21 protein-coding genes and 1 pseudogene are annotated in these 23,680 nt (G+C 67.6%); 7 read left to right on the top strand and 15 right to left on the bottom strand.

The window, feature by feature from the left end; all coding sequences use genetic code 11:
- Positions 1 to 68 precede the first annotated feature (68 nt).
- The gene (locus HMPREF2886_RS02380; RefSeq protein WP_033973623.1) at positions 69 to 1,415 is read right to left on the bottom strand and encodes a 4-hydroxybenzoate transporter PcaK; all 1,347 of its coding nucleotides are present in this window, start codon (positions 1,413 to 1,415) and stop codon (positions 69 to 71) included.
- Between the two features lie 305 nt (positions 1,416 to 1,720).
- On the opposite strand from HMPREF2886_RS02380, the gene HMPREF2886_RS02375 reads away from it, so the two are divergent.
- From HMPREF2886_RS02375 to HMPREF2886_RS02360, 4 genes are all read left to right on the top strand, one after another.
- Positions 1,721 to 2,500 carry an IclR family transcriptional regulator gene (locus HMPREF2886_RS02375; protein ID WP_003101874.1) on the top strand — a complete coding sequence of 260 codons (780 nt, stop codon included), beginning with the start codon at positions 1,721 to 1,723 and terminating at the stop codon, positions 2,498 to 2,500.
- Positions 2,501 to 2,743: 243 nt separating this feature from the next.
- Positions 2,744 to 3,787 carry a Gfo/Idh/MocA family protein gene (locus tag HMPREF2886_RS02370; RefSeq protein ID WP_083318508.1) on the top strand — a complete coding sequence of 348 codons (1,044 nt, stop codon included), beginning with the start codon at positions 2,744 to 2,746 and terminating at the stop codon, positions 3,785 to 3,787.
- Positions 3,788 to 3,809: 22 nt separating this feature from the next.
- Positions 3,810 to 4,625, top strand: coding sequence for a sugar phosphate isomerase/epimerase family protein (locus tag HMPREF2886_RS02365; RefSeq protein WP_070746734.1), 816 nt, complete (start codon positions 3,810 to 3,812; stop codon positions 4,623 to 4,625).
- 149 nt (positions 4,626 to 4,774) lie between these two features.
- On the top strand, positions 4,775 to 5,653 hold the full coding sequence (locus HMPREF2886_RS02360) for a DMT family transporter (protein WP_070746732.1): 879 nt from the start codon (positions 4,775 to 4,777) through the stop codon (positions 5,651 to 5,653).
- Between the two features lie 25 nt (positions 5,654 to 5,678).
- Here HMPREF2886_RS02360 and HMPREF2886_RS02355 read toward each other — a convergent pair whose 3' ends face one another.
- Both HMPREF2886_RS02355 and HMPREF2886_RS02350 read right to left on the bottom strand, forming a co-directional pair.
- Positions 5,679 to 6,944, bottom strand: coding sequence for an OprD family porin (locus tag HMPREF2886_RS02355; protein WP_070746730.1), 1,266 nt, complete (start codon positions 6,942 to 6,944; stop codon positions 5,679 to 5,681).
- Between the two features lie 65 nt (positions 6,945 to 7,009).
- Positions 7,010 to 8,335, bottom strand: coding sequence for an MFS transporter (locus HMPREF2886_RS02350; protein WP_033973629.1), 1,326 nt, complete (start codon positions 8,333 to 8,335; stop codon positions 7,010 to 7,012).
- A 545-nt stretch (positions 8,336 to 8,880) separates the two neighbouring features.
- Between HMPREF2886_RS02350 and quiC the strand changes: the two genes are divergently transcribed.
- Positions 8,881 to 10,785, top strand: coding sequence for a 3-dehydroshikimate dehydratase QuiC (quiC, locus tag HMPREF2886_RS02345; RefSeq protein ID WP_033973630.1), 1,905 nt, complete (start codon positions 8,881 to 8,883; stop codon positions 10,783 to 10,785).
- A 92-nt stretch (positions 10,786 to 10,877) separates the two neighbouring features.
- Complete coding sequence (locus HMPREF2886_RS02340) at positions 10,878 to 11,546, top strand: TetR/AcrR family transcriptional regulator (RefSeq protein ID WP_003101858.1); 669 nt, start codon at positions 10,878 to 10,880, stop codon at positions 11,544 to 11,546.
- Between the two features lie 39 nt (positions 11,547 to 11,585).
- Here the strand turns inward: HMPREF2886_RS02340 and HMPREF2886_RS02335 are convergent, their stop codons facing one another.
- From HMPREF2886_RS02335 to pobA, 4 genes are all read right to left on the bottom strand, one after another.
- Positions 11,586 to 12,440: a shikimate dehydrogenase gene (locus HMPREF2886_RS02335; RefSeq protein WP_058178566.1), complete on the bottom strand. Its 855-nt coding sequence runs from the start codon at positions 12,438 to 12,440 to the stop codon at positions 11,586 to 11,588.
- The gene (gene aroQ / locus HMPREF2886_RS02330) at positions 12,437 to 12,883 is read right to left on the bottom strand and encodes a type II 3-dehydroquinate dehydratase (RefSeq protein WP_033976892.1); all 447 of its coding nucleotides are present in this window, start codon (positions 12,881 to 12,883) and stop codon (positions 12,437 to 12,439) included. The genes HMPREF2886_RS02335 and aroQ overlap by 4 nt, the downstream gene beginning before the upstream one ends.
- 116 nt (positions 12,884 to 12,999) lie before the next feature.
- Positions 13,000 to 14,505, bottom strand: a complete 1,506-nt coding sequence (locus HMPREF2886_RS02325; RefSeq protein WP_070746728.1) for an MDR family MFS transporter — start codon at positions 14,503 to 14,505, stop codon at positions 13,000 to 13,002.
- A 174-nt stretch (positions 14,506 to 14,679) separates the two neighbouring features.
- Positions 14,680 to 15,864, bottom strand: a complete 1,185-nt coding sequence (gene pobA / locus HMPREF2886_RS02320; RefSeq protein WP_003121662.1) for a 4-hydroxybenzoate 3-monooxygenase — start codon at positions 15,862 to 15,864, stop codon at positions 14,680 to 14,682.
- Between the two features lie 177 nt (positions 15,865 to 16,041).
- Here pobA and HMPREF2886_RS02315 point away from each other — a divergent pair, with 177 nt between their 5' ends.
- A complete protein-coding gene (locus tag HMPREF2886_RS02315; RefSeq protein WP_033973638.1) occupies positions 16,042 to 16,908 on the top strand; it encodes a helix-turn-helix domain-containing protein in 867 nt (288 codons plus the stop codon).
- Here HMPREF2886_RS02315 and HMPREF2886_RS02310 read toward each other — a convergent pair.
- The 8 genes and pseudogenes from HMPREF2886_RS02310 to HMPREF2886_RS02275 all read right to left on the bottom strand — a co-directional run bounded on the left by HMPREF2886_RS02310 (position 16,905) and on the right by HMPREF2886_RS02275 (position 23,228).
- Positions 16,905 to 17,351: a GNAT family N-acetyltransferase gene (locus tag HMPREF2886_RS02310; protein ID WP_033973640.1), complete on the bottom strand. Its 447-nt coding sequence runs from the start codon at positions 17,349 to 17,351 to the stop codon at positions 16,905 to 16,907. The two genes, HMPREF2886_RS02315 and HMPREF2886_RS02310, sit on opposite strands and share 4 nt — an antisense overlap.
- 77 nt (positions 17,352 to 17,428) lie before the next feature.
- A complete protein-coding gene (locus tag HMPREF2886_RS02305; protein WP_003112686.1) occupies positions 17,429 to 17,863 on the bottom strand; it encodes a CBS domain-containing protein in 435 nt (144 codons plus the stop codon).
- A gap of 154 nt (positions 17,864 to 18,017) precedes the next feature.
- A complete protein-coding gene (locus tag HMPREF2886_RS02300) occupies positions 18,018 to 18,659 on the bottom strand; it encodes a suppressor of fused domain protein (RefSeq protein WP_033976894.1) in 642 nt (213 codons plus the stop codon).
- Between the two features lie 265 nt (positions 18,660 to 18,924).
- A pseudogene (locus HMPREF2886_RS02295) lies at positions 18,925 to 19,213 on the bottom strand (hypothetical protein).
- Positions 19,214 to 19,304: 91 nt separating this feature from the next.
- On the bottom strand, positions 19,305 to 19,781 hold the full coding sequence (locus HMPREF2886_RS02290) for a MarR family winged helix-turn-helix transcriptional regulator (protein ID WP_079989631.1): 477 nt from the start codon (positions 19,779 to 19,781) through the stop codon (positions 19,305 to 19,307).
- A gap of 40 nt (positions 19,782 to 19,821) precedes the next feature.
- Positions 19,822 to 21,312: a UbiD family decarboxylase HudA gene (gene hudA / locus HMPREF2886_RS02285; protein WP_033977412.1), complete on the bottom strand. Its 1,491-nt coding sequence runs from the start codon at positions 21,310 to 21,312 to the stop codon at positions 19,822 to 19,824.
- Positions 21,313 to 21,445: 133 nt separating this feature from the next.
- Complete coding sequence (locus tag HMPREF2886_RS02280) at positions 21,446 to 22,132, bottom strand: YoaK family protein (RefSeq protein ID WP_073648851.1); 687 nt, start codon at positions 22,130 to 22,132, stop codon at positions 21,446 to 21,448.
- Between the two features lie 163 nt (positions 22,133 to 22,295).
- The gene (locus HMPREF2886_RS02275) at positions 22,296 to 23,228 is read right to left on the bottom strand and encodes a hypothetical protein (protein ID WP_039027381.1); all 933 of its coding nucleotides are present in this window, start codon (positions 23,226 to 23,228) and stop codon (positions 22,296 to 22,298) included.
- Positions 23,229 to 23,680 lie beyond the last annotated feature (452 nt).

Below are 23,680 nucleotides of genomic sequence, written 5' to 3'. Positions count from 1 at the left end.
CACCGAGGCCCGGCGGCGGATAACCGCGAGCGGTTGCGCCCTACGTGATGTCGCCCGCCTGGGTAGTTTCACCCCGCATCCGCGTGACTGACCAACCCCTTCAGCAGCACCGCGGCGGTGGCCAGTGCAGCCGGCAGCACCAGGGCGGTCAGCACCTGTTCGAAGTTCCAGCCCAGGCCCAGCAGGGTGGCGCCGATCCAGGCGCCGAGGATGGCGCCGAAGCGGCCGATACCGAGCATCCAGGAGACCCCTGTGGCACGCCCCTGGGTCGGATAGAAGCGCGCCGCCAGCGACGGCATCGCCGACTGCGCGCCGTTGATGCACATGCCGGCCAGCAGCACCAGGGTCGCCAGCAGGGTGACCTGGCCGAGGCTCTGGCCGACGCACCAGGCGAACACCCCCGCGAGCAGGTAGAACAGGCCGATCACCTTGTGCGGATTGAAGCGATCCATCGCCCAGCCCACCGCTACGGCGCTGAGCACCCCGCCGAACTGGAACAGCGCGCCGATGAACGCCGCCTGCTCCAGGCTCGCGCCGCTGTCGCGCATCAGGGTCGGCAGCCAGCTGGTGAGCAGGTAGACGATCACCAGGCCCATGAAGTAGGTCAGCCAGAGCAGCAGGGTGCCGGCGCTGTAGGTACCGGAAAAGATCACCGCGAACACGTTGCGGGCCTGCACCGTCTGCTGCTCGGGTACGTGGAAACTCCGTGCCAGCGCCACCTGCGCCGGGGCGATGGGGGCGAGCACCTGGCGTACCCGCTCGCTGCCGCGGTTGCGCACCACCAGGTAGCGTGCCGATTCCGGCAGGCGGAACAGCAGGACTACCGCCAGGAGCAGCGGCAGCAGGCCGCCGAGCAGCAGCAGGCTGTGCCAGCCGAACAGCGGGATCAGCTTCGCCGAGACGAATCCGCCGCAGGCCATGCCCAGGTTGAAGCCGCAGAACATGCTGGTCACCAGCAGCGACTTGAGGCGCTCGGGGGTGTATTCGGAAAGCAGGGTGGTGGCGTTGGGCATCGCTGCGCCGAGGCCGAGGCCGGTGAGGAAGCGCAGCGCCAGCAGTTGCTCGACGTTGGTGCTGTAGGCCGAGGCCAGGCTGAACAGGCCGAAGAGGAAGACCGCCGCGACCAATACCAGCTTGCGTCCGTAGCGGTCGGCCAGCGGTCCGGAGCCGAGGGCGCCGAAGACCATGCCGATCAGCGCGGCGCTCATTACCGGACCGAGGCTGGCGCGGTCGATGCCCCAGTCCTGGGTCAGCGCCGGAGCGATGAAGCCCATCGCGGCGGTGTCGAGGCCATCGAGGAAGACGATCAGGAAGCACAGCAGGACGATCCGCCATTGGTAGAGCGAAAGCGGCTGGGCATTGATGAAGGCTTGCACGTCGAGTCGTTCGACGGCGGGCAGGCTGGGGCTGTTCATGGGACGGGTTCCGCGGCGAGAGTGAGGGCGTGGGACGAGGGTCGGACGCGTGGCTCAGGTGCAGGCGGCGGAAGGCAAGGCGTGCTGCGGCATGTCGGGTTTCCCCTGTTGTTTTTGTAGCGGAGGCGCTGGGCCTGCCGGGGTGCAGACACACTACGGAGGGCCATGGGGAGTGGCAATCCGATAATCGTTTATCGGTTCGCTGATCGAACGGAACCCTGTGAAATCTCGACCTTCGCCAGGCTGTGAAAATCCGGAACCAGATTCTAGAATCCTGCCTTTCCTCGACTCAGGAACGCCCTTCCATGGCCGGTAGCCTCATCGAACGCGCCCTCGGCTTGCTCGAACTCCTCGCCAGCGATGCCCGCGGCCTGCCCCTGCAACAACTGGCGGACCGCCTGGATATCCCCAAGAGCGCCGCGCACCGCATGCTCGCCGAGCTGATCCGGCTCGGCTACGTGCGCCAGGACGACGACACCAGCCGCTACCGCCTCAGCACCCGCCTGGCGGCGCTGGGCTTCCGCTTCCTCGCTTCCAGCGGGGTGGTCGACCTGGTCCAGCCGGTGCTCGACGGGCTCGCACGCGAGACCGGCGAACTGGTGCGCCTGGGGGTGATCGAAGGCGATCGCCAGACCTGGATCGCCAAGTCCCAGGGCGCCACCTCCGGGCTACGCTACGATCCCGACATGGGGCGCGAGGCGCCGCTGTTCTACACCGCGTCCGGGCACGCCTGGCTGGCCAGCCTGAGCGACAAGGCGGCGCTGGCGCTGGTGGAGCGCCAGGGCGTAGGGGCGGCGCGGGATTTCGGTCCCAACGCGCCGCGCTCCAGGAGCGAGCTGCTGCGTTACCTGAAGCGCGCCCGCGAGCACGGCTATGCCTGGCAGATCGAATGTTCGGCGCCGGGCATGGCGGCGATGGCCGCACTGGTGCGCCACCCCGAGGACGGACGGGCTCTCGGCGTGCTCAGCGTGGCCGGGCCGAGCGCACGCTTCGGCGAGGCGCGCATGCACGAACTGGCGCCCCTGCTCCTGGCCGCGGCACAGGATCTGTCCCACGCCAGCCAGGCGTCCGAGCTGTTCCGCTGAGCCATCCGGCCCGGCCCCAGTCCTTTCCCGACATCGGCGTTCGAATAGCGAACGCTTTCTTGCCTGCCACGGAGCCCGCATGCGGCGGGCCTTTCCGCACTTCCATGAACATCCTGGCGGCGCTGCCGTCTCGAAGCGCTCTTGCGCGGGGCCAACTCCTCGTTCAAATAATCTCCTTCGTTAAATCTGGAACGACGTTCTGGAATATTGAGACGAACAAGAAGACAACGATTGGGGACCGCCTTGGACGCACCGCTTCGCATCGCCCTCATCGGCACCGGCAACATGGGCCGCCAGCATTACCATCGCTTGCAGCGAATCGCCGGTGCGCGCCTGTGTGCGGTGGCCGATCCCCAGGGCCAGGCGTTCGCCGCGGACGCCGGCGTGCCCTGGTTCGGCGATCATCGGAGGTTGCTGGAAAAAGCCCGGCCGCAAGCGGCGATCGTCGCCAATCCGAACAACCTGCATGTCGCCACCGCCCTCGACTGCCTCGCCGCCGGGGTGCCGCTGCTGCTGGAAAAACCGGTCGGCGTGCAGCTCGACGAAGTGAGCGAGCTGGTGGCCGCCTCCCGGCGATCTGGCGTTCCGCTGCTGGTCGGTCACCATCGTCGGCACAATCCGCTGGTCGTGCGGGCGCGCCAATTGATCGCCGAGGGCGCGCTCGGTCGGTTGCTGTCGGTCACCGCGCTCTGGCAGTTGAAGAAGCCCGACAGTTATTTCGAGGTGGCCTGGCGTCGCGAGCCCGGCGCGGGAATGTTGCTGACCAACCTGATCCATGACCTCGACCTGCTCCGCCACCTGTGCGGGGAAGTGCGGGAGGTGCAGGCGCTGGCCGGCAACGCTATCCGTGGCCTGCCCAACGAAGACAATGTCGCAGTGCTCCTGCGCTTCGCCAATGGCGCGCTGGGCAGCCTGACCGCTTGCGACGCTGCGGCGGCGCCCTGGAGCTGGGAGCTGGCAGCCGGGGAGAACCCGGTCTATCCGCGCCAGGCCGAGCAACCCTGCTACCTGCTGGCCGGCTCCGAGGGTGCCCTGAGCCTTCCCCAGCTCCGCCGCTGGCGCTACGCCGAGGCCCGGCAGGGCTGGCACGACCCGCTGGCGGCCAGTGTGGAGGCCGTGGCGGCAGGCGACCCCCTGCAACGCCAGCTAGAGCACTTCGTCCGGGTCGTGCGGAGCGAGGAAGCGCCATTGATGGATGCCACCGACGCCGCTCGCACCCTGGCGCTGGTCGAGGCGGTTCGCGAGGCCGCGCGCAGTGGCCGGGCCTGCGCGCCGGCCAGTTTCTGAATCGCGGACGATGAGGTAGTGCATGGAATCGAGGATTCTTTCCCTGGCGGCGCTCACCGTGCTCGAGCTGTCGCCCCCGGACATGGTCGAGGCTGCCGCCCGCGCCGGCTACAGTCATGTCGGCCTGCGCCTGGTGCCGGCCACCGTGGAAGAGCACCACTATCCGCTGCTGGCCGATGCCGGCCTGCGTCGGCGGACCCTGGCGCGGCTGCGCGACAGCGGAGTGCGCACGCTGGACGTGGAGATCCTGCGCCTGCGTCCGAACACCCGCGTCGGCGAGTTCGCCGCGGTGCTGGAGGTCGGCGCCGAGTTCGGCGCGCGCTATGTGCTGGTGGCCGGCAACGATGACAACGAGCGGCGCAGCGCAGACAATTTCGCCGCGTTGTGCGACCTGGCGCGGCCGCTCGGCCTCGATCCGCACCTGGAGTTCATGCCCTGGACCGGTATCCGCGACCTGCGGCAGGCTGCGCGGGTGGTCGAGGCGGCGGCGCGGGACAACGCCGGCCTGTTGCTGGATGCCTTCCATTTCGACCGATCGGCCAGCAGCCTGGAAGACCTGCGGGCGATCCCGCCTGCGCGCCTGGGCTACGCGCAACTGTGCGATGTCGTCGGACCGCGTCCGACGTCGATGGACGAAATCCTCCGCCAGGCTCGCGAGGAACGGCGTTTCCCTGGCGATGGCGGGCTCGATCTGCTGGCGCTGCTGCGCGCCTTGCCGGAGAACCTGCCGCTGAGCCTGGAGGTGCCCGCACTGGATCTGCTCGCGCGCGGCGTGGGTGGCGCGGAGCGGGCGCGGCTGGCGATCGAGCGGACCCGGGCGTTGCTCGCCTGCCTGTAGCGCCAACGCGCAGGAAGGTTGCCCGTTTGCATGATGGAACGGGGTTCTATAGTTTCCAAACGTTGAAGCCGACCGTTTCTTCCCTCGATGGCGGGTACTGTCAGAATAAATAGCCTGCTATCGATCTGCCCTGCTGCCCGGACCCTCCGATGAACGCATCCACCTCCCCGCTGCCCGGCAGCGACCAGACCCTGCGCGGCATCCTGCTGATCTGTGCCGCGGTGTTCCTGTTCGCCAGCCACGACGGGTTGTCGAAGTTCCTTTCCGGTTTCTACCCGATCGTCATGGTGGTCTGGGCCCGCTACCTGGTGCACACCCTGCTGATGGTCGCCGTGTTCGTGCCGCGCAACGGCCTCGCAGTGATCCGCACCCGCCGTCCGTTCATGCAGTTGGCGCGGGCGCTGTGCCTGATCGGCACCAGCCTGTTCTTCACCACCGGCCTGCGCTACCTGCCCTTGGCCGAGGCGACCGCGGTGAACTTCCTGGCGCCGCTTCTGGTGACCGCGTTATCCGTGCCGCTGCTGAAGGAGAAGGTCAGCCTCGGCCAATGGCTGGCGGTGCTCACCGGCTTCCTTGGCGTGCTCTTCATCGTGCGTCCCGGTGGCGCGCTGTTCACCCCTGCGGCGTTGTTCCCGCTCGGCTCGGCGCTGTGCTTCGGGCTCTACCAGTTGCTCACGCGGATGCTCGCCAACAGCGACAGCCCGACCACCAGCAACTTCCTCGCCGGCATCTTCAACACGCTCATCATGAGCCTGCTGGTGCCGTTCTTCTGGCAGGCCCCAAGTCTTCTCCACGGCCTGATGATGATCGCCCTGGGCGGTTGCGGCATGGGCGGCCACCTGCTGCTGACCCAGGCCTTCCGCCATGCGCCGCCGGCGACCCTGGCGCCGTTCAGCTATGGCCAGATCATCTTCGCCGGCCTGCTCGGCCTGCTGGTGTTCGGCCATGTGCCGGACGCCTGGGCGCTGTTCGGCATCCTCGTCATCTGCGCCAGCGGCCTGGTGGTCGCCTGGCGCCGTGGCCGCTGAACGCAACGGGGTCGGCGCGTAGGCTTCACAACAGGCTCAGCGGATAGCTGACGATCAACCGGTTCTCGTCGAAGCGGGTATTGCTGCCCCAGTCGCGGCGCTGGCTGGAGTTGCGCCAGCGGACGTTGAGACGCTTGAAGGCGCCGCTCTGCAGCGTGTAACCCAGCTCGCTCTCGCGTCCCCATTCGCTGCCGTCGTCGGTGACTCCGGCCAGGCGCACATGGTCGCCATGCAGGTAGCGGGTCATGAAGGTCAGGCCGGGCAGGCCGAGGCCAACGAAGTCGAAGTCGTAGCGCAGTTGCCAGGAGCGCTCGCCGGGATTGTCGTAGCTGGCGTTGTAGCTGTCGTTGGCCAGGGTTCCGCCGCTGGTGCCGTTGACCCGCATCCAGCCGTCGTCGCCACTGACCTTCTGCAGGCCGAGATAGAGGGTATGCAGCCCGTGGCGCGCGGAGAACAGCGCGGAAACGGTGCGGTTATCGAGCTTGCCGGCGCGCGCGCTGCCAGCGTCGCGGCCACGGAACCCGCCGAGGTTGGCGCCCAGCAGCCAGTCGCCGAGCGGCTGGCTGTGTTGCAGTTGCAGGTACTGTTGGCGGTAGATGTCTTTCAGCTCGGCGTTCCACAGGCCGAGCAGGCTGCGTTCGCCATTGAAGCGATATTCGCCGCCGGCGAAATCGAAGCGGTCGGAAGTGGCGGCAGGCCGGCCGAACAGCGACATGTCCTGCATGCTTGCGTCGTTGCGCGGGCTGTTGCCGCGGAACTGGCCGGCGTAGAGGGTCAGGCCGGCGATCTCGTTGGCGCTGAGCTGGCCGCCGCGGAAGGTCTGCGGCAGCGAGCGGCCATCGTCGGAGCGGAGGATCGGCAGCACCGGCATCCATTCGCCGATCTTCAGTTCGCTGTTCGACACGCGCAGCTTGCCGGCCACCGCCAGGCGCCCGAAGTCGTCGGCCGGGCGGCCGTCGTCGTGGGTCGGCAGCAGTTGGGTGCCGGCCGTTCCCTTGCCGCCATCCAGCTTCAGGCTGTAGAGACCGAGGACATCGAGGCCGAAGCCGACTCTGCCCTGGGTGAAGCCGGAGCGGGCGTCGAGGATGAAGCTCTGCGTCCACTCCTCGGCCTTGCCCTGGCTGGCATCGCCGACGAAGTTGCGGTGCAGGTGGAAATTGCGCGCGGTGAGGCTGGCCTTGGCATCTTCGAGGAAACCTTGCCCGGCGTGGACGTGCCCGGCATGGACTGGCAGGCCCGCGCCCAGGCAGAGGGAAGCGCAGAGCGCGCGGACGTGGCTCGGGTGCGACATGGGAGTGTCCCTTCGTTCTTGTTCTCTAGGCAGGGAGGCGCCCGGCGAGCGCCGGGCGCTTGGACTCAGGCTTCGATCCGGCGCGGAGCCATGAAGTACAGCCAGGTCAGGGCGATGAAGTACATCGCCGGGATCATGGTGAAAAGCACCGCGTAGTTGTTGTTCGTCGCGGTCAGTACGCCGCCGACGATCTGGGTCATGAACATCCCGCCCAGCGCCGCGCACATGCCGCCGAAGCCGAACACCGTGCTCATCAGGTGCTTGGGCGTGTAGTCCATCACCAGGCTCCAGATGTTCGCCGTCCACGCCTGGTGCGCGCCGACCGCCAGGGCGATGGCCAGCACGGCGATCCACAGGCCGCTGGCGTTGGCGGCGAACACCACGCCGACGATGGTGCTGGCGAACAGCAGCATCGACAGCAGGCGCGCGCGGATCGCCGGCATGCCGCGGCCGATCAGCCAGGACGAAAGGATGCCGCCGCCGACGCTGCCGAAGTCGGCGGTCAACCAGATCAGGATCAGCGGGATGCCCATCTGCGTCACGCTGATGCCCAGGCCGTACTGCTGGTTGAGGAACGGCGGCAGCCAGTAGAGGTAGAACCAGAACACCGGCGCGGTGATCGAATAGGCCAGGGCGAAGGCCCAGGTGCCGCGGCGACGGAGAATCTGCGAGAAGGGCACGCGGGTGGCGGGAGGCTCCTCCTGCTGCTGGATGTATTCCAGCTCGCTCTGCTTCACCCGCGGATGCTCCTCGGGGTTGTAGTAGTTGCGCCACCAGAACACCAGCCAGACCAGGCCCAGCGCCGACATGCAGAGGAACGCCGCCTGCCAGCCCCAGACGCTGAGGATCAACGGCAACAGGGCCGGGGTGACCATCGCGCCGACATTGGTGCCGGCGTTGAAGATGCCGGTGGCCACCGCCCGTTCCCCGGCGGGGAACCACAGGCGGGTGGTCTTCACGCAGGCCGGGTAGTTGGCCGCCTCGGTCAGGCCGAGGATGAAGCGACAGACCATGAAGCCCGCCGCCGAGGTCGCCAGGCCGTGGGCGCCGGTGGCCAGGCTCCAGAGCAGCACGGCGAGGAAGAACGCGCGCTTGACCCCGACCTTGTCGATGAAGCGGCCCTGGAGGATGAAGCCGATGGCGTAGCCGACCTGGAACCAGAAGTTGATGTTGGCGTAGTCCATTGCCGTCCAGCTCATCTTCTCGGCAAGGATCGGCTGCATCACGCCGAGGGCGGCGCGATCGATGTAGTTCAGGGTGGTGGCGAAGAACACCAGGGCGAGCATGCCCCAGCGCGTCCGGCCGACGGCGAAGGCGTTGCGGATCCTGCCGCCGCGGGATTCCCGCGGGGCGTCGGCGGCGAGCAGTCGAGAGCTGGAAGAGTGGATCATTGACGGGGCCATCCTTTCGGCGGCCGGGGCCTGGGCGCCCGGCCTGGATTTGTCGTTCTGGGTTGCACGCGGGCGGGCCAGGGGCCGCGCCGGTGTCAGCGGGCCAGGGGCGGTCGGGCCGGACGAGCGGCCAGCGGACGGGACGGAGGGCGGACGGAGAGGTCGGCGATGGACATGAGCGGGTACCCGATTCTTGAAATTGTTATGTCGCGTGGGTTGCGCAGGTGCCCGGAAAGAAGCGCGGAGCGCTTCCGGCAGATCGGGACGGCCTGCACGGGTGGCAGCGATGGTGCGCGATTGGTCGAAAAAGCGTCAATTCGATAATCGTGCTTCCGTTCGATATTCGAACGGAATACTAACCGGTTCGTACATTTTGCGTTGCCCGTCAGTTGGCGCAAACCAATAATCGGCTTGCCGGGCGAGCGGTCTCAGCGACCCGAAGTGGCTTCCCGGCGCATCCCGCGCGGGCTATCCGCGCCTCCGCCGTTCCGCCGCCGGCCCTCGCGCGGCGCCAGGCGCCGTAGGGCGCATTGAGGAGTCGAAGCATGCAGCGTTCGATCGCCACCGTATCCCTGAGCGGCACCCTGCCGGAAAAGCTCGAGGCCATCGCCGCCGCCGGTTTCGACGGGGTGGAAATCTTCGAGAACGACCTGCTTCATTACGACGGCAGCCCGCGCGACGTACGCCGGCTGTGTGCCGACCTGGGCCTGGAGATCCTGCTGTTCCAGCCGTTCCGCGACTTCGAGGGCTGCCGCCGGGAACGCCTGGGGCGAAACCTGGAGCGTGCCGAACGCAAGTTCGACCTGATGCAGGAACTCGGCACCGACCTGGTGCTGGTGTGCAGCAACGTCGCTGCCGATGCCCTCGGCGAACCGGCGCTGCTGGCCGATGACCTCCGGCTGCTGGCCGAGCGCGCCGCCGTCCGCGGCCTGCGCATCGGCTACGAGGCGCTGGCCTGGGGGCGCCAGGTGAACACCTGGGAGCAGGCCTGGGACCTGGTGCGGCGGGCCGACCAGGCGAACCTCGGGCTGATCCTCGACAGCTTCCATACCCTTTCGCTGGACGGCGATCCCCGCGGCATCGCCGATCTTCCGGGGGAAAAGATCTTCTTCGTGCAGATGGCCGACGCGCCCTTGCTGGCAATGGACGTGCTGGAGTGGAGCCGCCACTTCCGCTGCTTCCCGGGTCAGGGCGGCTTCGACCTGGCAGGCTTCCTCGCGCCGGTCGTCGCGTCCGGCTATCGCGGTCCGCTGTCGCTGGAGGTCTTCAACGACGGCTTCCGCGCCGCGCCGACCCGCGCCAACGCCGTCGACGGCCTGCGCTCGCTGCTCTACCTCGAGGAGAAGGCCCGCGAGCGCCTGCAACGCCAGACGCCGCACGTGGCGGTGGACGAGCTGTTCGCGCCGCCGCCGGCGAGCATTTGCGACGGCATCGAGTTCCTCGAGTTCGCCGTCGACGAGACGCTCGGCGCGCGCCTTGGCCAGTGGTTGCAGCGACTGGGCTTCGCCAGGGCCGGCGAGCACCGTTCGAAGAACGTCAGCCTGTTGCGTCAGGGCGGCATCAACCTGGTACTGAACGCCGAACCCTATTCCTTCGCCCACGGTTTCTTCGAGGCCCACGGACCGTCCTTGTGCGCCACTGCGCTGCGCGTGCGTGACGCCGACCAGGCCCTGGAGCGCGCTCGTGCGTACGGAGGCCAGCCGTATCGCGGACTGCTCGGCCCCAACGAGCGGGAAATCCCGGCGGTACGCGCCCTCGACGGCAGCCTGTTGTATCTGGTCGAGCGACACGCCGAGGGCCGCAGCATCTACGACAGCGACTTCGTGACGAACGACGCCGATACCTCCGGCCTCGGCCTGCGGTGCGTCGACCACGTGGCCCTGGCGCTGCCCGCCGAAGGCCTGGACAGCTGGGTGCTGTTCTACAAGAGCCTGTTCGACTTCGGCGCCGATGACGAGGTGGTGTTGCCCGACCCCTATGGCCTGGTCACCAGCCGCGCCGTGCGTAGCCCCTGCGGCAGCGTGCGTCTGCCGCTGAACATTTCCGAGGACCGCAACACCGCCATCGCCCGTTCGCTGTCCAGCTATCGCGGCTCCGGCGTGCACCACATCGCCTTCGATTGCGCCGACATCTTCGCCGCCGTGGCCCAGGCCAAGGAGGCCGGGGTCGCACTGCTGGAAATCCCGCTGAACTATTACGACGACCTCGCAGCGCGCTTCGACTTCGACGACGAGTTCCTCAGCGAACTGGCCTACTACAACATCCTCTACGACCGCGACGCCCAGGGCGGCGAGCTGTTCCATGTATTCACCGAGCCGTTCGAGGAGCGCTTCTTCTTCGAGATTCTCCAGCGCCGCCACGGCTACGCCGGTTACGGCGCGGCCAACGTGCCGGTGCGCCTGGCGGCGATGGCGCAAGCGCGGCGGGGTGTGCGCCGGGTCAAGCTATGAGAATTGTCGGGGCTCCGGCTGGTGCTCTTCCTACAGCCGGGCGGGCCCCGCATAATCGGCCGCAATTCCCGCCGGCCACGAGTGAGTCACCGATGTCCAAGCCTGATCCCGCCGTCGTGGAGGAATCCGCTCCGCGCGGCAAGGGACGCAAGAACAATCCCGAGAAGACCCGCCAGGACATCCTCCGCGCCGCCATCGACGAGTTCGTCGCCCAGGGCCTCTCGGGTGCGCGGGTCGACGCCATCGCCGAGCGCACGCATACCTCGAAGCGGATGATCTATTACTACTTCGGCAGCAAGGAGCAGCTCTACCAGGCCGTGCTGGAGAAGCTCTACAGCGACATCCGCGGTATCGAGGGCACCCTGCGGCTGGGCGCGCTGCCGCCGGCCAAGGCGATGGAGAAGCTGGTGGAGTTCAGCTTCGACTACCACGACCGGCACGTGGATTTCGTGCGCATCATCAGCATCGAGAACATCCACAAGGGCGAGCACATCGCCAGCAGCGAGCTGGTGCAGAGCGTCAACAGTTCGATCGTCCAGAGCATCGCCGAGATTCTCCGCCGCGGCGAAGCGGAAGGGGTGTTCCGCGCCGGGCTGGAGGCGCTCGACGTGCACATGCTGATCAGTTCGTTCTGCTTCTACCGGGTGTCCAATCGCTACACCGTGTCGCGGATCTTCCGCACCGACCTGCACGACGCCGAGGTTCGCCAGCGGCACCGGCGGATGATCGGCGAGGCGGTATTGCGCTACATCCGTGCCTGACTGCCGTCCCCTCTCCCCTTGGCGGGAGAGGGGCGCCGCTCAGTCGCCCAGGCTGGCGAAGTGCGCCTGCATGCGCGCCGCGTCAGGCGCTACTCCGCTGAACAGTTCGAATGCCTTCACCGCCTGGAACACCGCCATGGTGCCGCCGTCCAGTGTGCGGCAGCCGAGGGCGCGGGCCTGGCGCAGCAGCTCGGTTTCCAGCGGAAAGTAGATCACCTCGGCGACCCACAGGTCGGCGCGCAACAGTTCTGCCGGCACCGGCATGCCGGGTAGCTTGGCCATGCCCACCGGGGTGGTGTTGACCAATCCCTGGGCGTCGCCCAGGGCGCCGGCCAGGTCGCTGCCGGCGAGCGCTCGTGGCGCGCCGAAGTGCTGGTTGAGGTTGTCCGCGAGGGCCTGGGCCCGCGCCGGGTCGACGTCGAACAGCACGAGCCGCTCGACGCCCTCGGCGAGCAGCGCATGGGCCACTGCCGCGCCGGCGCCGCCCGCGCCCATCTGCACCACGCGCTGGCGCGGCGCGCCGGCCAGGCCGCGCCGAAAGCCCTCGGCGAAGCCCAGGCAGTCGGTGTTGTGGCCGATGCGCCGGCCATCGCGCAGCACCACGGTGTTCACCGCGCCGATGCCGCGCGCCTCGGCGGAGAGGTCGTCGAGCAGGGGGATGATCGCCTGCTTGCAGGGAAAGGTGACGTTCAGCCCGGTGAAGCCGAGGTCGCTGGCGGCGGCGAGCAGGAATTCCAGGTCGTCCGCCGACTTGCCCAGCGGGTCGAGATCGATCAGCCGGTACAGATAGCGGATGCCCTGGGCGTCGCCTTCGCGCTCGTGCAGGGCCGGGGTCCGCGACGCCTGGATGCCGGCACCGATCAGGCCGGCGAGAACCGATCGCGGCGCGCTCATGCGGCAGCCTCGAAACGCTCGGCGAAATGTTCCAGGGCCAGGCGGTAGCCGAGGCTGCCGAATCCGCAGATCACTCCCAGCGCCACCGGCGAGACGTAGGAGTGGTGGCGGAACGCTTCGCGCTGGTGGACGTTGGACAGGTGCACTTCGACCACCGGCAGCTCCACCGCGACCAGGGCGTCGCGCAGCGCCACCGAGGTGTGGGTCCAGGCGGCGGGGTTGATGACGATGCCGGCGACCCGGCCGCGGGCCTGGTGGATCCAGTCGAGCAGTTGGCCTTCCTGGTTGGTCTGGCGGAAGTCCACGGCGAAGCCGCGCGTCTCGGCGAAGGCCGCGCATTCGTCGGCGATTTCGCCCAGGGTCTGCCGGCCATAGGTCTGTGGCTCGCGGGTGCCGAGCAGATTCAGGTTGGGGCCGTTCAGGACCAGTACCGTGCGCGTCATGGCGCAGCCTCCACAGCAATGATGTCATCGATGCCGGGAAAATGTACCGAACGGTTACTTTTGTAAACCGGACGCCGTCGCCGACGGGACGAAAGCGTTCGATTATCGGCGTCCGCTCACTCGCCTGCCGCCGGTTGCGTCGCGCCGCGGCCGCGCAGGGTCATGTCGGGCAGTGCCGAGGCCACCGCCAGGCCGAGCAGCGCCACCGCCGCGTTGATCAGGAAGAGCACCTTGAAGGCATCCGCGAGGACATGCTGGAGGATCACCCGGGCCGGCCCGCTGGCGGCGTCCAGGCTGCTCAGCAGGGCGCTCTCGGAAAAGCCCTGGTCGAGCCCGCCGCCGATCCGCAGGTGCTTGAGCAGGGCCAACAGGATCGCCGACATCAGCGCCACCCCGACCGCCCCGCCGAGGGAGCGGAACAGTGTCGCGTTGCTGGTGGCGACGCCGATGTGGCGTTGCTCCACGGCGTTCTGCGCGGCCACCAGGCTGGTCGGGAACTGGGTACCGATGGCGATCCCGGTGAGCAGCATGCACAGCCCGGACAGCCAGTGGTCGCCGACCGGGGCCAGGGCCAGGCCGGCGATGCCGCAGGGCAGCAGGACGGCGCCGAGCAGGATCAGCGGCTTGTAGCGTCCCAGGCTGGTGGTCAGCCGCCCGCAGCAGTACGCGCCCAGCGGCAGGCCCATGACCAGCGGCAGCAGATGCAGCGCGGCGCTGTCGGCGCCGGCGCCGGTAACGCTCTGGTAGCGCAGCGGCACCAGCACGGTCAGCGAGATGGCCTGGAAGCTGGCGAAGAACGCAACCAGCCAACTGAGGGTGGCGGCGCGGACGGCGAACAGTTGCATCGGCACCAGAGGTTCGCGAAAGCGCCGCTCCTGGGCGACGAACAGCAGCAGGGCGAGCGCCGCCAGGGCGAACAGGCCGAGCAGCGCAGGGTCGCTCCAGGCTGCGCCCTGGCCGATCTGGGTGATGGCCAGGAGCAGCGCGGTGAGACCCACCACCATCAGCACGATGCCCAGGTAGTCGATCACCGGTTGCCGGCGCGGCACCGGCAGGCCGACCAGGGTTCGCCGCGAGATGGCCAGCGCGAGAAGGCCGATCGGCAGGTTGATCCAGAACACCCAGCGCCACGACAGGTACTCGGTGAGCAGGCCGCCGAGCACCGGACCGGCGACGCTGGCGATGGCGTACATGCTGCTGAAGTAACCCTGGTAGCGGCCGCGCTCGCGCGGCGGGACGATGTCGCCGATGATCGCCTGGCTCACCGCCATCAGCCCGCCCGCGCCGATCCCCTGCAGCACTCGCGCCAGCACCAGTTGGCCCATGCTCTGCGCGAGCCCGCAAAGCAGCGAGGCGGCGGTGAACACGACGATGGCGAAGAGCATCAGACGGCGTCGGCCATAGAGGTCGCCGAGCTTGCCGTAGATCGGCATCGATACGGTCATCGCCACCATGTAGGCCGAGATCACCCAGGCCAGCAGGTCGAGGTCGGCGAAGTCGGCCGAGATCGCCGGCAGGGAGACGGCGACGATGGTCTGGTCGAGGGCGCTGAGGAAGATCGACAGCATCAGGCCGGCGAGGACGGTACGGACGGCGGGCGGGTTCTGGGCGAGATCGGACAAGACGGCACCTGGGGCGGACGGAACGCGAAGGCAGCGGGCATCATACTGCGCCTGGGGTAGGACAGGTGCCGGGGAAAATCGATCCGTGGGTCGTCTTTCGTCGATATTCGCCTGCGCCAGCGTTGCGTCTCGCCTTGGGAAAGGTGCCCCGGCGTTGCGCCGGGGTGGCGCGGCCTACTCGATTTCCTCGTAGGGCAGGCCGACATAGTTCTCGGCGATGGTCGCCAGGCCCGCCTCGGAGCCCAGGTAGTACTCCAGTTCGGTCTGCTGGATGCGCTGGCTGAACGCGTCGGTGTCGGGGAAGCGATGCAGCACCGAAGTCATCCACCAGGAGAAGCGTTCGGCCTTCCAGATCCGCCGCAGGCAGATCGCCGAGTAGCGTTCCAGCAGTTCGCCGCGCCCTTCGCGGTAGGCCTTCAGCAGCAGCCGGTAGAGCGTACTGACGTCGCTGGCGGCCAGGTTCAGTCCCTTGGCGCCGGTAGGCGGCACGATGTGCGCGGCGTCGCCGGCGAGGAACAGCCGGCCATGTTGCATCGGCTCGACCACGAAGCTGCGCAGCGGCGCGATGCTCTTCTCCAGCGAAGGTCCGGTCACCAGTTTCTCCGCCACCTCGGACGGGAGGCGCGCCTTCAGTTCCGTCCAGAAGCGTTCGTCGGACCAGTCCTCGACCTTCTCCGACAATGGCACCTGCACGTAGTAGCGGCTGCGGGTGGCCGAACGCTGGCTGCACAGGGCGAAGCCGCGCGGATGGTTGGCGTAGATCAGTTCGTGGCTGACCGGCGGGGTGTCGGCGAGCAGGCCGAGCCAGCCGAACGGATAGACCCGCTCGAAGACCTTCAGCCGCTCCGCCGGGATCGATTGCCGCGAGATGCCGTGGAAGCCATCGCAGCCGGCGATGTAGTCGCAATCCAGGCGCAGCCGTTCGCCGTCGCGTTCGAAGGTCACGTAGGGGCGCTCACCTTGCAGGTCGTGCAGGCGCACCTCGGCGGCCTGGTAGACGGTAGTGGCGCCGCAGGCTTCGCGGGCTTCCATGAGGTCGCGGGTGACCTCGGTCTGGCCGTAGACCATCACCGTCTTGCCTCCGCTCAGGCGCTTCAGGTCGATGCGCCGGCGCTGCCCGGCGAAGGCGATCTCCACGCCTTCGTGGACCAGCCCGTCGCGCGCCATGCGCCGGTCGACGCCGGCCTCGCGCAGCAGGTCGACCATACCCTGCTCCAGCACGCCGGCACGGATGCGGCCGAGCACGTAGTCCGGGGTCTGGCGTTCGAGGATCACGTTGTCGATGCCGGCCTTGTGCAGCAACTGGCCGAGCAGGAGGCCGGACGGACCGGCGCCGATGATGGCGACTTGAGTCTTCATTGCGGATAGCCCTCTCGCTGTTATGGTTGGCCGGCGGCGCATGCGTCGGCGCTGATCTTGTCTGGAGGTGGCTGTATTTTTGTTTGCCGTGGAGAGCTATAGAAGGCAAATTGCCGATCTATTTCTGGACTTTTATAAACTCTGTTCGGCAATCGGCCATTTCGCTCGGAGGGCTCGATGACGGATTCCATCCGCGACGTCCCGGTGTTCAAGCTCTACGGCGCTCCCCTCGAATGGCCGACCCCGGACCTGCTGCACTGCGAGTCGATCCCCGCCCGCAGTCGTCTGCACGACTGGGAGATCAAGCCGCACCGGCACGCCGATCTCGCTCAGTTGCTCTACGTGCGCAAGGGCTGGGCGCAGCTCCAGGTCGAGGGCGAGCCGACTCGCGTCGAGCAGCCTTCCATCCAGTTCGTACCGCCGTTGTGCATCCATGGCTTCCAGTTCTCCGAGCGCATCGACGGCTACGTGCTGACGCTCGCCGCACCGTTGCTGGCGCGCCTGCAGGCGCACCTCGGCGCGCAGCGCCAGGCGCTGGAGGCGCCGGGGTTGTACCCGGTGGGCGCGGACCGGCGCTATATCGATACGCTGTTCGACGCCATAGACGGTGAGTACGCTGGCGCAGCGCCGGCGCGCGAGCTGTTGTTGCAGTCGCTGATCGGCGTGCTGGCGGTGTGGCTGGGGCGGCAGGTGATGGTCCGGCGGGCGGAGGCACGACCGGGTCGTGGTCAGGAATACCTATCGGCCTTTTCGCAACTGGTCGAGCGGCATTTTCGCGAGCACCTGGGAATCGACGAGTACGCGCGTCGCCTGGGCATCTCGCCGGCACACCTGAACGGCGTGGCGCGCCGCCTCAGCGGGCAGACCGCACTGGGCATCGTGCACCAGCGCCTGCTGCTGGAGGCCAAGCGCGACCTGGTCTACACGGCGATGACGGTGAACGAGATCGCCGACCGCCTCGGCTTCAGCGAGCCGGCCTACTTCACCCGTTTCTTCAAGCGCCTGAGCGGCGTCTCGCCGAGCACTTTCCGCAAGGGCGACTAGTGTTCGCGGCGCAACTGGACGATCTCCAGCGCGCGTCCCTCGTCGTCGCGCGGGCGTCGGCCGCTCTCGACGAAGCCGCAGCGCGCGTAGAACCCCAGCGCCTCGCGGTTGGCGGCGTAGACCTCGACTTCCAGCGCGCCCTTCAGGGTTGCTGCGTGCTCCACCAGTTGCCGGCCGATCCCGCGGCCGTGGGCCGCCGGAGCGACGAAAAGGCCGCCGATGAAGGCATCGAGCAGGCCGATGAAGCCCAGCGGCGTATCGCCGTCCAGCGCCAGCCAGGTTTCCGAGGCATCCAGATAATGATCGCGAACCAGTGCCTTCTGCTTCTGCAACTCGCCTTCGCCGAGGAAACCGTGGCCGACGCGCGAGGCCTCCAGCCAGATGGCCAGGGTGGCATCGCGGTCGGCGGGAATGTAGCGGCGGATCTTCAGCGGAGAGGGCATGGCGGCGGCTCGCAACGGGAACAGCCGCGGATTATCGCGTGCGCCGGCGGGAAAAGGGCAGGTCCGGCATGTACGCTTCAGTCGCCGCGGATGTACTGTTCCAGTTGCTGGATCAGCTCGGCCTGCTCGGCGATCGCCGCCTTGACCAGGTCGCCGATGGACAGCAGGCCGAGCAACTGGCCGTCTTCCACGACCGGCAGGTGGCGCAGGTGACGATCGGTCATCAGGTTCATGCAGGTGTCGACGCTCTGCTTCGAGTCCACGCTGACCACCGGCGCGCTCATGATCGCGCTGATCGGCGTACCGATGGACGAACGGCCCTTGAGGACCATCTTGCGCGCATAGTCGCGCTCGCTGACCACCCCGACCACCTCGCCATGGTTCACCACCAGCAGCGCGCCGATGTTCTTTTCCGCCATCAGGCGCAGGGCGTCGAGCACCATCTCGTCCGCTCCGATGGTGTACACCTGCTGGTTCTGCTTGGCGTTCAACAGTTGTGCCACGGTTTTCATACGTGCCCCTCCGGAGCCGTTCTCACGTCCAGCAAGAATCGTAGACGGCGAGCGGATCGGCAAGCGGGGAAAACGGCATCGAACCGATTGAAAAACGTCATCATCGCTTTCCCGACGAAGGTAGGGCCCGCGCTATTGGTCTTTCCCTGCGGGGCTAGTGCAGCACCCGTGCGAGCCCTTCCGGCGACTGGCCGGTGACGTAGCAATGGCGGTGCCGGTCGAGGCTGAGCGGGTGGCCGGCGTCGGTCAGCAGCCTGGCGATGCCCTCGAGGTGTTCCTTGACGTTCACCTGGTATTCCTGCTCGGTCAACGGCACGACCCACAGCAGGTCGACCGGATGCGCCGACAGGGCGAAGCCGTCGAACAGGGAGGCATCCTCCTCCAGCGGCGCCGGGAGGAGAAGGAAGTGCCGCAGCAGGCTCTGCTCGTAGAGCGGGAAGCCGAACGCCACCGCATGTCCATGTCCCAGGGCGAGGCGCTCGTGGAATGGCAGGCCGGCGAGCCATTGCAGGTGGCGCAGGTCATCGCCGCCCAGTTCGTCGAGATAGCAGATCAGCTCGGCGGACCAGCGCGCCTTGCCCATGTAGGGCGCGAAATGCATCGGTGCCTGGCTCATCCCGGCGGTGATCACCACATGGTGCGGCCGCCGGGTGCTTTCCAGGCGATAAGCGAAGACCGCCATTTCCGGCGCCGCTAAGCAGTGTTTCCAGAAGTCCCGGCAATCCAGGGTCATGGCGGGCGCACAGCCGAAATGGGCGTCGTATTTCTCGCGCAGCCGGGCGATGTAGTCGTTCATCTTCGGTCCTCTGGACTTGGCGGGTGGGGCCGGACAGGGGGCGCCGGGGGGCGCGGCCGTTTCCATGCGAGGGCAGACCAGTGATGGCTGATCCTGGTTGCCGTTGGGTGACCAATGGAATGCGAACGGCGACTGCCGAGAAATCGGCTCGTTCCGAGAGAGGCGAGAGGCTTTCCTTCTTGGTGCGTAGGAAAGCACTGAGGGCAGCTGAGGGTATCTGTCGGGAACGGAAAAAAGCCCGTCGGGAACGGGCGAAGAGGGAAGCTTACCAGGGCAGCGGGAAGTGGCCTTCCGCGCGCAGGTAGTCAGGATCGAGGGGGGAACGGGTCGATCTTCTGCCGCTCGCTGCAACCCCGGCGTTCGCAGTCCCGCAGGCGCTGCAACGGCGAGCGGTCGTCGCGCTGGATGCGGATGCCTGTGGCCGGCGCGCCCTCGGAAAGGCTGTAGCTGCGGCCGGTCTCGCAACCGGGCAGGGGCGGGCAGAGGCAGAGGAGCAGGGTGGGGGGCGGGTGTCGTGGCATTGCGGGTCGAATGGGCTTGCGAAGGCCGTCCATGCTATCAATCGGCCAGCAAATAGGGGGCCGGATGGACAGTCCATGACCGGGATGAGAGTTGCTTCGCAAACCCGGAGATGCCCTCGAAAGGCTATTGCGTCACGCGGGAAAGCCCGTCGAAGGCCCGCAGCAACTTGCCCAGGGCGAGGGTCAGCGCCTCTTCTTCCGGGCCGGCGCCGAGACCCGCCAGCAGCCTTTCGTCGAGTCCTGCGACCTGTGCCAGGGCCTGCTCGAACACCGCCTGTGCCGCGGGACTGCGGCGCACCAGCACGGCGCGCCCGTCGTCCGGGTCCGGCAGGCGGCTGACCCAGCCGCGCCGCACCAGCCGTTCGACGGTCCGGCCCAGCGCGGTGCGGTCGGTCTGCGAATGCTCGATGAGCACGCTCATCGGCACGTCACCGTCGAAGGCGTGGATGATCCGCAACGCACGCCATTCATGCAGCCCCAGTTCGAGAGGGGCAAGCAGGGCGGTGAGTTGCCGTTCGCGCTGGCGGACGATCTCCGTCATCAGGTACAGCGGGCCTTGGGGCAGCCCCAGTGCGTTCGTCTCGGTCATTGGCCCGGTCACCTTCCTCGATCCTCTTTCGCCAGGGCGGGGATTGTAGCGCTCAGGCGTCGCCGAATCCGTAGTCGCTCCAGCGTTCTTCGACTCGCCTGCGCAACGCCGTCGGATAGGCGTGGCGGAACGACGCCGTAGCGGCACGCATTTGCCCGGCGAACTGTTCCGGGTACAGGCAGTTGATCACCAGCCGACCGCCGCTGCCTCGTGCCTTGTCCTCGGCATCGAGGTAGGGAACCATCGGGAAGTCTCGGACCTGCGGGAAGGCGAAATGGTCGTGCAGCGGATGCGCGCGGGTCGCCAGCGCCCATACCACCTGGTCGATCTCGGTGACGTCGATGTCGTTGCCGACCAGGATCAGCTTCGGCACCAGGTGTCCGGCATGCGAGCCGAAGACGGTCTCGGCGACCCGTGCGGCGAAGGCCGCGGCGTCGGTGCCCAGGGCCGCCAGGCGCTGCACGTCGATCGACAGCACGGCCCAGCAGGTCGCCGCTTCGTAGGAGCACCAGACCATGTCCACCGGCAGCCCGGCGTTCTGCGCCACGTCCAGCAGTTGCGCGGAAATCATGGTGCCCCAGATGGTGTGGTTTTCCTCCGGCGGCGTGCCGGCGACGCAGATCGGCAGGATCGGCTGGTCGCGGAAGCTCAGCGCATGGACGTGGAACAGCGGCTGCGGCTTGCCGGTGGGGAAGGAATAGCCGTGGTATTCGCCCATCGGGCCTTCCAGCGCGGTTTCGTCGAGGCTGATCTCGCCCTCCAGGACGATCTCGGCATTGGCCGGAACCCACAGGCCGTTGGTCTGCGTGCGCACCACCTCCACCGGCTCGCCGACCAGGGCGCCTACGTAGCCGGCTTCGCTGACCCCCTCCGGCAACGGCATGCCGGCCGCCGCGAGTGCCGCCGGCGGTGCGCCGAGGGCCATCGCCCAGGGCGTCGGCTTGCCCTGGCGGCGCCACTGCTCGCGGATGATGCCGATGTGCTGGGTGGCAATGGTCGGGCCCGCCAGGGTGTTGCGGTCCACCAGCATCAGCCGGCCCACCGACCAGCTGTCCCAGCTGCCGTCCGGCGTCTGTACCACGTGGAAACCGTAGGTGCCGAAATAGCGGCCGCCGTCCTGCTCATGGAGCAAGGGGACCGGGAAGCGGGTCAGGTCCACCTGCTCGCCGAGCCAGACGTTTTCCTGCACCGGCCCGCGCTCCAGCCGGCGCGGCGCGATCGGTTCCGCGCGCATCGCGGCGCGCAGCGTGGCCACGATGTCCCGCGGCCCGCTGTGTTCCGGCAGGCCGAAATGCAGCGCCAGGCGCGAATGGGTGCGGGCCCTGTCGGCGCGCAGGCCGGCCGGCGCGCCCAGTACCCGCGCGCCGGGCAGGCTGTCGCGGATGTTGTGGAACAGCGGGGCGGGTGCGCGGCGTTCGTAGACCCGGCGGGTGATGGCGCCGATCTCCAGGTCGGCGTCGACCTCGGTGTGCACGTCCACCAGGTCGCCCTGGCGGCGCAGGTGGTCGATGAAGTGGCGGAAATCCAGGGCACTGCGGTTCATCGAATCGTCACTCCATATAAGTGCGTGTGCATGCATCCTATTGAGTGATTCCAGGCGGGGTCAAGAAGTGCTGCGTTCCGCTTCGGGGATTCGTCGGGCCGTCGTGGCACGCGGCAAACCCCGCAGTGGCCGCTCAACGCACCATATAGTCCATCTGCCATGGCCGCGGAATCACCAGCGCCAGCAATGCGAGAAGAGCCGCCAGCGCTGCGCTCGCCGCCATCGCCGCGAGGCCCAGTTGCTGTTCCAGCAGGGCGCCGAGCACCGCGCCGACGCACATGCCGCTCCAGGGCACCAGTTGCACCCGCCAGCCGTTGCGCCGCTGGCCCAGCAGCCAGCGGCCGAGGCCGCGGCCGAAGCGGGAGAGGGCGCCGGTGACGTAGGTCAGGCCGATGGGCAGGCCGTTGACCTGCTCGACCACGGCGTTGAGCATGCCCATGGCGAGGATCGCGGCGACCAGCGCCGGTACGTTCCAGTCGAATGGCCAGACCGCCGACAACGCCAGCAGCATCGCGCAGCAGACCAGGATCGGCGCCGCCCGGCGCCCGCTGAAGCGCGCCAGTATCACTCCCAGCGCGTTGCCGACGACGAAACTGGCCAGGGCGACGCTCAGCCGCACCAGTCCGCCGAAGTCGCCCTCGCCCAGCGATACCGCCAGGCGCGTGGTGTTGCCGCTCATGAAGGAAACGAAGTCGCCAGTGGCGAGGAAACCGATGGCGTCGGTCATGCCTGCCAGTACCGACAGCCCGGCCACCAGGCCGAGCCCGACACGCCCGCGCGTCCGCCGCAAACGAAGGCGCCGCGCGCTGCTACCCACCATGCTGTCTGGAAGCATCCGGAGAAACCACCCGCAGGAAGAGAAAGTCCGCCCCAGTGCGGACTCCCGATCTTAAGGCTCTCTCCAGGGAAAAGGCCAGGAGCGAGGCGGAGCGTCTGGGGCCGAAGAACCTGGGTAATCGGCAATGACAGTGCGGGGCGGGGCCTCAGATATCGAATACCGGTACCTGGTTTCCACCCAGTACCTCGATCTTGTCGGTCCGGTAGACCACCATCGCCTTGCTGCAGGTCACCGTGGAACGACCCTCTCTGCTGGCATTGAGATATACCGTGCCCTTGCCGGCGTAGACCGCTCTCGCGTTGGCGGCGATGCGCAGCTCGAGGGCCGCTGCTTCTCCGTCCTCGTCCCCGGCGAAGTCGCACCCGTAGAGGGCGATGGCCAGTTCTTCGCCGAACAGTCCTAGAAGGGTCGTGCCAAAGGCCTGGGGCTCGACGAACTGCTTGCCCTGGACACGCCGGGCCATGACGTCCGCGGTGCTCTCGCCGTGGGGGTTGCCCAGCCAGAGTTGACCAGCCGTACCGTGGGTGGCGATGAGGATCGTATCGATGAAGTACTGTTCGCCGCTCTCCGCGGCAACCTTGCCTAGATCCCGAACCAACTGGGCGTAGTTGGTATCGGCCTTGATCGCGAAGGCCGGCTTGTAGAGCTTGTTCCGCGCGTAGGCGACGACCGCCTCCGCGAAGGCGCTGCCGGAGTCGCCTCTCCGAATCTCCTGCTGGAAGTCGTGGTAGATGACCAGGACCGCCCCTTTCCTGACCGGGCCGCTGAGCCCTCCCTTGACGATGTCGAGGGCGAAACGGAAATTGGCGCTGAGCACCTGGGACGCATCGGTAGGAAAGGTATCCGTATCGGTCAGCAGTTCTACTTCGGTACCGACCAGCACCTCCTTTCGTTCGTCGCCCTCCGCCCAGGGCGTGTCGTCCACATCCGTTCCGTAGATCCTTGCGTCCAGGTCGACCTCGACGAGCGTACTCACTGTGAAGGGCACCAGAAGCTCTTCCGGGCCGAGTCGATTCTTGACCACGGCGCCCTTGCCACGCTTGGCGATTTTCGTGACTACGCCATGCCATGAGCGCATCCTGTTGCTCCTGTGGGAGTCCTGGTAGGAACGGCATCCGAGCATGCAGAACTATAGACGTGAAATGGCCAGCCCCGAGGGATTATCCGCCGATCGCCCCTCCATCCGGCCCCGGCCTTGAGTGCCATTCCCGGCCGGACAGGATCGGTTGCTCTGGCCCCTGCGGCGAGGCGGGTCTGAAAGCAAAAAGCCCGCACAAGGCGGGCTTCTGGAAGATGGCGCATCCGGCGGGATTCGAACCCACGACCCCTCCTTCGGAGGGTAATGCGGTACAGGAATCTTGGTTGGTGGCAAGCGTTCAAAAATGCCTCTAAGTGCCGTCCCGCAAAGCTTTGGCCTTATCTAACTGCCTGCAGTTTATAGCTCTTAGCGATATCTAAGGGTGGTTATCTAGGGCACAAAAAACGAAATGGGGCCCTGGTCTGTCCCGGAACTGGTGGACAGGTAGTTAA

Source organism: Pseudomonas sp. HMSC066A08 (assembly GCF_001813025.1).
GTDB lineage: Bacteria > Pseudomonadota > Gammaproteobacteria > Pseudomonadales > Pseudomonadaceae > Pseudomonas > Pseudomonas aeruginosa.
Note: the sequence above shows the minus strand (reverse complement) of the source record. Positions and strands in the feature narration are given on the sequence as shown.